9 protein-coding genes and 1 pseudogene are annotated in these 8,283 nt (G+C 57.5%); 4 read left to right on the top strand and 6 right to left on the bottom strand.

Annotated features, from left to right (window positions below; translation table 11 throughout):
* The 3 genes from AC1DRJ_RS14600 to cfaB all read left to right on the top strand — a co-directional run.
* Positions 1-149, top strand: a 149-nt coding sequence (locus AC1DRJ_RS14600; RefSeq protein WP_477802782.1) for a multinuclear nonheme iron-dependent oxidase, incomplete at its 5' end; no start/stop codon positions are given.
* A complete protein-coding gene (locus AC1DRJ_RS14595) occupies positions 140-922 on the top strand; it encodes an HvfC/BufC family peptide modification chaperone (protein WP_477802781.1) in 783 nt (260 codons plus the stop codon). The genes AC1DRJ_RS14600 and AC1DRJ_RS14595, both read left to right, overlap by 10 nt.
* A gap of 89 nt (positions 923-1,011) precedes the next feature.
* On the top strand, positions 1,012-2,199 hold the full coding sequence (cfaB, locus tag AC1DRJ_RS14590) for a C17 cyclopropane fatty acid synthase CfaB (RefSeq protein WP_477802780.1): 1,188 nt from the start codon (positions 1,012-1,014) through the stop codon (positions 2,197-2,199).
* On the opposite strand, the gene cls is transcribed toward cfaB, so the two are convergent.
* Complete coding sequence (cls, locus tag AC1DRJ_RS14585) at positions 2,196-3,635, bottom strand: cardiolipin synthase (protein ID WP_477802779.1); 1,440 nt, start codon at positions 3,633-3,635, stop codon at positions 2,196-2,198. The two genes, cfaB and cls, sit on opposite strands and share 4 nt — an antisense overlap.
* Positions 3,636-3,766: 131 nt before the next feature.
* Between cls and AC1DRJ_RS14580 the strand changes: the two genes are divergently transcribed.
* A complete protein-coding gene (locus tag AC1DRJ_RS14580; protein ID WP_477802778.1) occupies positions 3,767-4,288 on the top strand; it encodes a DUF3617 domain-containing protein in 522 nt (173 codons plus the stop codon).
* Between the two features lie 26 nt (positions 4,289-4,314).
* Here the strand turns inward: AC1DRJ_RS14580 and AC1DRJ_RS14575 are convergent, their stop codons facing one another.
* The 5 genes and pseudogenes from AC1DRJ_RS14575 to folE2 all read right to left on the bottom strand — a co-directional run bounded on the left by AC1DRJ_RS14575 (position 4,315) and on the right by folE2 (position 8,191).
* Positions 4,315-4,881, bottom strand: a complete 567-nt coding sequence (locus AC1DRJ_RS14575) for a gamma carbonic anhydrase family protein (protein WP_477802777.1) — start codon at positions 4,879-4,881, stop codon at positions 4,315-4,317.
* Positions 4,878-5,753 (bottom strand): metal ABC transporter substrate-binding protein, encoded by an 876-nt coding sequence (locus AC1DRJ_RS14570; RefSeq protein WP_477802776.1) that lies wholly within the window; start codon positions 5,751-5,753, stop codon positions 4,878-4,880. The genes AC1DRJ_RS14575 and AC1DRJ_RS14570 overlap by 4 nt, the downstream gene beginning before the upstream one ends.
* A gap of 11 nt (positions 5,754-5,764) precedes the next feature.
* Positions 5,765-6,631: a metal ABC transporter permease gene (locus AC1DRJ_RS14565; RefSeq protein ID WP_477802775.1), complete on the bottom strand. Its 867-nt coding sequence runs from the start codon at positions 6,629-6,631 to the stop codon at positions 5,765-5,767.
* A pseudogene (locus tag AC1DRJ_RS14560) lies at positions 6,631-7,298 on the bottom strand (metal ABC transporter ATP-binding protein). The gene AC1DRJ_RS14565 and the pseudogene AC1DRJ_RS14560 overlap by 1 nt, the downstream one beginning before the upstream one ends.
* The gene (folE2, locus tag AC1DRJ_RS14555; RefSeq protein WP_477802774.1) at positions 7,295-8,191 is read right to left on the bottom strand and encodes a GTP cyclohydrolase FolE2; all 897 of its coding nucleotides are present in this window, start codon (positions 8,189-8,191) and stop codon (positions 7,295-7,297) included. The pseudogene AC1DRJ_RS14560 and the gene folE2 overlap by 4 nt, the downstream one beginning before the upstream one ends.
* Between the last annotated feature and the right edge of the window lie 92 nt (positions 8,192-8,283).

Below are 8,283 nucleotides of genomic sequence, written 5' to 3'. Positions count from 1 at the left end.
ATCAAAGAACCCTCGACTACCTCGGCCCAGTCGCCACGCTGTTGGAGCGTGATGATCATTTCCCGCCGTTTGACGAATTGCTCACTGAACTGCAAAAAGCCCGGGAGCTGGGCGAAGGCGTGTTGGCCCGGAGACAGAAATGCGCTTGAACGATTGGCAACTGGCCTTTGAACGTTACCTTCTGAGCGAATCGTCTACGGCCGATGTCGAGCTCGGCCCAAGCCTTATAGGTGGCCCAACGCTGGACGTCAGCACCGGTTTGGCGATTTATCACAATGCTTACCAAGCACGGCTGCAGGAAGTCCTGCGCGGCGACTATCCAGCGATTCTCAATTGGCTGGGTGACGAAGAGTTTGAACGGCTTGCTGCGGCTTATTTGCGTCAGAATCCCTCAGCTCATTACAGTCTTCGTTGGCTCGGCAAAGGCTTCGAGGCGTTCATTCGCCAACATTTGGTGCCGGAACAAAGTGCGCCATTGGCAGAACTGGCGGCACTGGAATGGGCTTTCACACTAGCATTTGATGCGCCACCTGGAACGCCGTTGACGATGCAGCACATGGCGATTCTGGCTCCAGAAGATTGGCCGACATTGCAAGTCAGCCCCAGTCCATCGCTGCAATGGCTTGAGTGTGCCTTCAATAGCGTTTCGCTTTGGCGATCTATAAAAGATGCAACGCAATTTCCTGGCAGTACGGCACTCGACAGTCCCTGCGTTGTGGTGATTTGGCGGAATGAGCTTGTTTGCCAGTATCGGAGCCTGGAGGCTCTAGAGACCAAAGCTCTAAAAGGCATGTTTGAACGGGACTGGAATTTTGCTGAACTGTGCTCTGAATTGACAGTCATCTGTGGAGAGGGCGCACCACTTCAAGCTGTAACCTGGCTGAAGCAGTGGATTCACGATGGCTGGTTGCAGCGTCGCTGATCATGGAAAGCGGCTATTAGTTTGATAGCCGGCTAATTTTCCGGGATGGTCTACCCTCACATTAGACGTCTGGAACAAGGGGGTTGTCCATGCTCGCGCATCTTCCACCGGCCTTACAGAAATTGCAGTTACCGTTACGCCTGCGACTCTGGGACGGCCATGAGCTCAATCTGGGGCCGACGCCCAGCGTCACGATTGTGGTCAAGGATCCACAAATGGTTACCCAGTTCACCCATCCAAGCCTGGACGCGCTCGGAGCGGCGTTTGTCGAGGGCAAACTCGAGCTGGAAGGTTCCATCAGCGACGTTATCCGCGTCTGCGATGAATGGAGCCAGGCGATGTTGGACGAGAACGACGACGACCAACCCGTTCGTGTCGCCCACGACAAGGACGCTGACGCCAAGGCCATCTCCTACCATTACGACCTTTCCAACGCGTTTTATCAGTTGTGGCTCGACAGCGACATGGCGTATTCCTGCGCGTACTTCGAGACCGGCAGTGAATCCCTCGAGCAGGCCCAGCAGGCCAAATTCCGTCACCTGTGTCGCAAGTTGCGCTTGCAACCCGGGGAATACTTACTGGACGTCGGTTGCGGCTGGGGCGGATTAGCGCGGTATGCGGCGCGGGAGTTCGGCGCGAAGGTGTTTGGCATTACGCTCAGTAAAGCGCAACTCGATCTGGCCCGTGAGCGGGTGAAAGAAGAAGGTCTGGAAGATTTGGTCGAACTGCAATTGCTCGACTACCGCGACCTGCCTCAGGACGGGCGCTTCGACAAAGTGGTCAGTGTCGGTATGTTCGAACACGTGGGCCACGCTAACTTGGCCGAGTACTGCAAAACCTTGTTTGGCGCGGTGAAAGAGGGCGGCCTGGTGATGAATCACGGGATTACCGCCAAACACCTCGATGGCCGTCCGGTTGGACGCGGTGCTGGCGAGTTCATCGGGCACTATGTGTTCCCCAACGGCGAACTGCCGCACCTGTCGATGATCGCTGCCGAAATAAGTGACGTGGGGCTGGAGATCGTTGACGTCGAGAGCCTGCGCCTGCATTACGCACGCACGCTCGACCACTGGAGTGAACGCCTGGAAGACAATCTGGAAGCGGCTTCCAGGCAAGTCCCGGAACAAACTTTGCGGATCTGGCGGCTGTACCTGGCGGGATGCGCTTATGCGTTTGCCAGGGGCTGGATCAACCTGCACCAGATCCTCGCGGTCAAAGCTCATCCCGATGGCAGCCATGAGCTGCCATGGACGCGCGATGACATCTACAACCCTTAAAGAATCGGTGAAATAAGCCGGGCGACCCGCATGCCGAATTGCTGCACGCGGCGGGTCTCCCGGCCTTCGTCTTTGGCGATTTCATGCGACTGAGCGAAGTCATCGTTGAGCATCTGTTCCACCTCGGCGGCGAATACACGATCGACCGTCAACAACATCACTTCGAAGTTGAGCCGGAACGAGCGGTTGTCCATGTTGGCACTGCCGATGGCGCTGATTTCGCTGTCGATCAACACCACTTTCTGATGCAGGAACCCGGGTTGATAGCGAAATACCCGGACACCGGCGCGGACAGCCTCGAAGGCGTACAGGCTGGAGGCGGCGTAGACGATCCGGTGATCCGGACGTGACGGCAGTAACAAGCGCACATCGACACCTCGCATTACCGCAAGCCTGAGTGCCGCAAATACCGCTTCGTCGGGGATGAAATAGGGAGTGGTGATCCACACGCGCTCAGTCGCGGCATGGATGGCTTCAACGAAGAACAACGCGCAAGTTTCGAAGGAGTCCGCCGGACCGCTCGCCAAAAATTGGCACAGCACACCGTCGTCGGGATACTCATCCGGCAGGATCAATGGCGGCAATGATCGTGCAGCCCAGAACCAGTCTTCGGCAAACGACTCCTGCATACAGGCCACCACCGGTCCGCGCACGCGAACATGGGTATCTCGCCAAGGCGCCAGCGGGGGTTTCTCACCCATGTATTCGTCGCCGACGTTATGCCCGCCCACGAAGCCCACCACTCCATCGACTACCACGATCTTGCGATGGTTGCGGAAGTTGACCTGGAAGCGGTTGAGCCAGCCACTGCGGGTGGCGAACGCTTTGACTTCAACGCCGGCATCGCGCAGCGGTTGTACGTAACTTCTGGGCAGGGCGTGGCTGCCAATGCGGTCGTAAAGCAGGTAAACCGCGACGCCTTCGGCGGCTTTCTTCAGCAGCAGACTGTGCAGGCGCTGGCCAAGACGATCGTCGTGGATGATAAAAAACTGAACCAGCACCGCTACTTTTGCATGGCTGATGGCTTCGAAAATCGAATCAAACGTGGCTTGGCCATCGATCAACAAGTGCACTTCGTTGTTCGCCAGACAAGGCATGCGACCCAACTTGGGCATTGCCCGTAACGACGAGTAGGCACTGGAAGCACGAGCGGTCCGTGCCTCCTCGACCCAAGGACGCCAGTTGAGTTCGGATACGGCTTTGCGCATTTCTTCGTTGGCCTGGCGCCGAGCCTTGATGTAACCATCGAAGGTACTGCTGCCGAAGATCAGGTATGGAATGAGTGTGAGGTACGGCATAAACACCAATGAAAGCGCCCAGGCGATCGATCCCTGAGCGGTGCGCACGTTGAGCACGGCGTGGATGGCCGCGATCGTGCCCAGCGAGTGAAGCAGTGCAATGGTGTAGCCGAAAATGTGTGGTCCGAAGTAATCCATGGGGCAACCCTGCTCCTGAAGATTCAGTGCTTAACAGACCATGTTCCGTGCAAAATGTCGCTATTTAATTGGCCCATGAACCGAAACCAAAGGTTAGCGTCTAACGGCCACTACTGATCAGGAGTTACTCGATGAACGTTCGTCTGCTGGGTTTGGCCATGGCTATTGGTTTGTCACTTCCTGTGGCGGTTCACGCACAGATGCTGCAACCCGGATTGTGGGAATTGACCACAAGCAACATGAAGGTCGATGACCAGAATCTTCCGGACCTACAGTTGATCCTCGGTCAGTTGCAGAGCCAGATGACTCCGCAACAGCGCGCGCAATTGGAGAAGCAAGGAATCACGATGGGCGGCAAAGGGATTCGGGCTTGCCTGACGCCGGAGCAGGTGCAGACCGACGACATTCCACTGACGGACCCGCAATCGGGTTGCAAACAGGAAGTCACCGATCGCAGCGGCAACCAGTGGAAATTCCGTTTCAGCTGTCCCAAAGCGCAAGGTGCCGGAGTTGCCACGTTCCTCAGTGACCGCGAATTCACGACCAAGGTCAACGGCACCTTCAATGCCACCGGCATCCAGCAAAAAGGCAGTCTCGAAAGCCGCGCCGTATGGCTGGGTCAGGATTGCGGTACGGTAAAGCCTAGAGCTTAAGTCCTTCGCCCTTACAGACACACTGCTCATGGTAAGAACTCGTTTTGCAGCGCTTTGTAACCGCGCACCAGGTCGACATTGGTACGCGCCACGTCTTCGGAAAACTCCGAGGCGCTGACGCTGACCGGTGAGAATCGCGACAGGTCGGTGTTCGGTCCGATGCGGGTGGTGGAGGGCACATAGAAGTCTTCGGGCAGGTCGCGACCGTCGACCACCGAGTTATGCCGCACCACGCAACCATCACCGACCGCGCAGTTGAACAGCACGCTGTTGAAGCCGATGAACACCCGATCACCGACGGTGCATGGGCCATGCACAATGGAGCGGTGGGCGATCGAACTGAACGCGCCGATGGTGACGGCTGCACCGGACTTGGAGTGAATCACCACGCCATCCTGAATGTTCGAGTTGGCGCCGATGGTGATCGGTTCCATCTCCCCGTCGGCATCCACTTCGTCGGCACGAATCACCGCGTAAGGACCGACGAACACGTTCTCGCCGATCACCACTTTGCCGCAGATGATGGCGGTCTTATCGACGTATGCGGACTCCGCGATCTGCGGCAAATCCCCTGAAGGGTTCTTGCGGATCATGGCTTGCTCAACGCTTGGTAAAGGGTGTTGAGGTTGTACTCGAACAGCCCGGTAAAGGTGCTGGCCGGCCCTGTGGTGGCGAGCGCATCGGAGTACAACGTGCCACCGAACTGCGCGCCGCTTTCATCGGCAATCTGTTTCAGCAGGCGGGCGTCCTTGATGTTTTCCATGAACACCGTTTTGACCTTGGCCTGGCGAATCTGCGTGATCAGCGCAGCGACCTCGGCGGCCGATGGTTCACGCTCAGTGGACAGGCCTTGRGGTGCCATGAATTCGATGCCGTAAGCCTGGCCGAGATAACCAAAGGCGTCGTGGGATGTGACGATTTTTCGATTGCCCGGCGGCAGCGAGCCGAGCTTGGTCTTGGCTTCGGCAAGCAACGCGTAGATCTGTTTCAAGTTGGCCTGACTGTTGCGTTGGTAGTCGGCGGTATTCGACGGATCTGCTGTGACTAAAGCCTTGGTGATGTTGGCGATGTACAGCTCCGTGTTCGCCAGGTTGTGCCAGGCATGAGGGTCAGGAATGGTCTCGCCGTGTTCGACCAGTGAGCGCGGGATGACGCCATGACTCGCACTGATGACCGGCGCCTTGGTTTCGGTGCTGGTCACCAAGCGGTCCAACCACGGCTCAAAACCCAAGCCATTCTTGAAGATTAATTTTGCACTGAGCAGCGCCTTGGCGTCGTCCGGCGTCGGCTCGTAGGTGTGGGCATCAGCGTCCGGACCGACCATGTTGATGATCTGGATATGCTCGCCGCCGACCTGATGGGTCATGTCGGCAAGGATGCTGAAGCTGGTTACCACCTGAAGTTTTTCCGCAGCACACAGTGACATCGACAGCATCAAGCTGAATAGCACAAGAAGAGCGCGCATCGTGTAACACCTCATTGGGATGTGAACAAAGGAGGGCGGCGCAGTAAGCCATGCACCGGACCGAACACCACGGACAGCAGATAAAAACCGCCGGCAACCAGCACAATCGCCGGGCCGCTGGGCAGCGAGTGAAAGAACGACAGCAGTAATCCGAGCCACACTGAGAGGCAGCCGAGCATGGCGGCAATGGCAATCAAGACCGGTAAACGACGACTCCAGAAACGCGACGCGGCGGCGGGCAACATCATCAATCCGACCACCATCAGCGCGCCGATGGCCTGGAAACCGATCACTAGATTCAGCACCACGAGGGTCAGAAATACGCCATGGGCCAACGCACCGAGGCGGCTGACGGTTTGCAGGAAGAGCGGGTCGAGAGTGTCCAACAACAGCGGTTTATAGATCAGGGCCATGGCGATCAGGCTGAAACCCGACACCCACAACATGCCGTTCAGCGTCGGGCCATCGACCGCCAGTGCGGAACCAAACAATAGGTGCAGAAGGTCAAGACGTTTGCCGGCGATGCCCAGAATCAGCACTCCGCTGGCGAGGGAAATCGGGTAGATCGCGGCCAGGCTGGCGTCTTCTCGCAAGCCGGTGCGGCGGGTGATCCATGCGGCCAGTCCGGCCATGCTCAGACCTGCGCCCAAGCCGCCGAAGGTCAGTGCCGGCAAGCTCAACCCGGCGAACCAGAAGCCCAGTGCGGCGCCAGGCAAGATACCGTGGGCGACGGCGTCGCCGATCAGACTCATGCGCCGCAATATCAGAAACACCCCCAGCGGTGCCGTGCTGCATGCAAGGACGAGTCCCCCAAGCAACGCCCGGTGCATGAACACAAACTCGTGGAAGGGCTGCCAAAGCTGAGCGGCGGACAGCATCAGGCTACCTGTGTTTGTGGTTGTTGACGGATCAACTCGGCACTCGGTCCGAGTACGCAGCCGCTGCTTTTGATCAGCAGTGCGTGTGGGATGTGTTGGCGAACAGCGGCCAGGTCATGGCATACGACGACCAGCGTTCGGCCTTTGGCGTGCCATGCGTGGATGTGTTTCCAGAGCAACGCTTACCGAGTTCGTCGAGTGCCGCGTGCGGTTCATCGAGCAACAGCAGTGGCGTTTGCGCAAGGCTCATTCGGGCGAGCAGGGCGCGTTGCAGTTCTCCTCCGGACAAGGCCATCAATGGGCGGCGTTCCAGACCGCTGAGACACCAATCTTCCAACGCGGTTTTGAGACGTTGGTTACGTAGATTGGGTGATTGCTTGCTGCCCCAGAAACCGGCGGCTACCAACTCTTGAAGGCTGATGGGAAATTGCCGGTCCAGGTGTTGTTGCTGGGGGAGGAATGAGAGCGAGCCCTTGTGTGGAACATCGTGGAAGATTTTGCCTGTGAGTGGCTTTTGCAGGCCGGCGATGACTTTCAGCAAGCTGCTTTTGCCCGAGCCGTTGGCACCGATTACGGCGGTCAGGCTTCCCGTCGACAGTTCGAAATCTACGGGGGGTGTTAGAGGTTGGCCGGGTGCGCCCCAGCGCAATGCTTGGCATCGGATCATGTGGCCTCCCAATTCCACCGGCTTTCAGCTACGGCATCGTGGGCGTGGAGACTTTCGGCGTGGACCACTCGAAGGTGAAAGGCGTGGATACCGGTTGCGCGTTTCAGAGCAAGGTTCAGGCGGCGTGCAGCGTCTTCGCAAAACATCAGGTTCTGACCATTGGCCAACGCGAAAGCCTGTTCATCGGCGCGCTTGACCGCGGTTTGTACGGCGGTGCCGAGTGCGGCTTCGGCGTCGTTGATGAGGGCAATCAACGGCAGGTCTTCCAGGTAATCATCAAGAAGTAAGCTCAAATGAGCGGTGCTGCGTTGACTGTGGGGTGTCGCAATGATGCCTTTTGTTGAACCGAGCCACGCCAACACATCGGCGTGTTGCAGTGACTGGTTGGCAAAGTCATCGACGAATTGCTGCTGAATCAACTGACGGGATAGTGCGGCTGAACAGGGGCAAGTCGAGGAATAAGCAACGTCGATTTTTAGTTCCACGTGGAACATCTCATTTTTCAATCGCGCTTCAATGCTCACCGGATAGGTTTTCCAGCCGGCCAACCGGCTGATTAGCGCGGGCCTTTTGAGCAGTAAATCGGCGTGAATTTTTAAGTAAGCGCTGTGGGACAGTCCTTCATGGCTGTCGAGAAAACTTTGCAGGACTCGTCGCAGCAGCGTCGGTGTCAGGTTTTCCTGCTCAAGAATTTCCAGCGCCAGATACAACCGCGACATATGAATCCCGCGAGCCTCTCCATCATCGAGGCTCACCCCCGCGTCTGCTGTTGCACTGAGCCGTTGGCCATCGAACAGAACAGGGAGAGCAATGCCACACATACCCACCCAGTCGAGTGGCATGGTTTGGCAAGAGGTTTGCGCGGCGATATCGGGCAGAGTCAGCGCATTCATGAGCAGGTCCATGGTGAGGAGGTGGCTTGTTTGCATTGTTATACTATAACATTAAATTGAGCCCGACACTGCGATCGGGCATCCCTATGAGG

The organism is Pseudomonas sp. P5_B2, assembly GCF_056400445.1.
The sequence above is the reverse complement of the archived record's forward strand: the minus strand, read 5'-3'. Positions and strand labels throughout refer to the sequence as shown.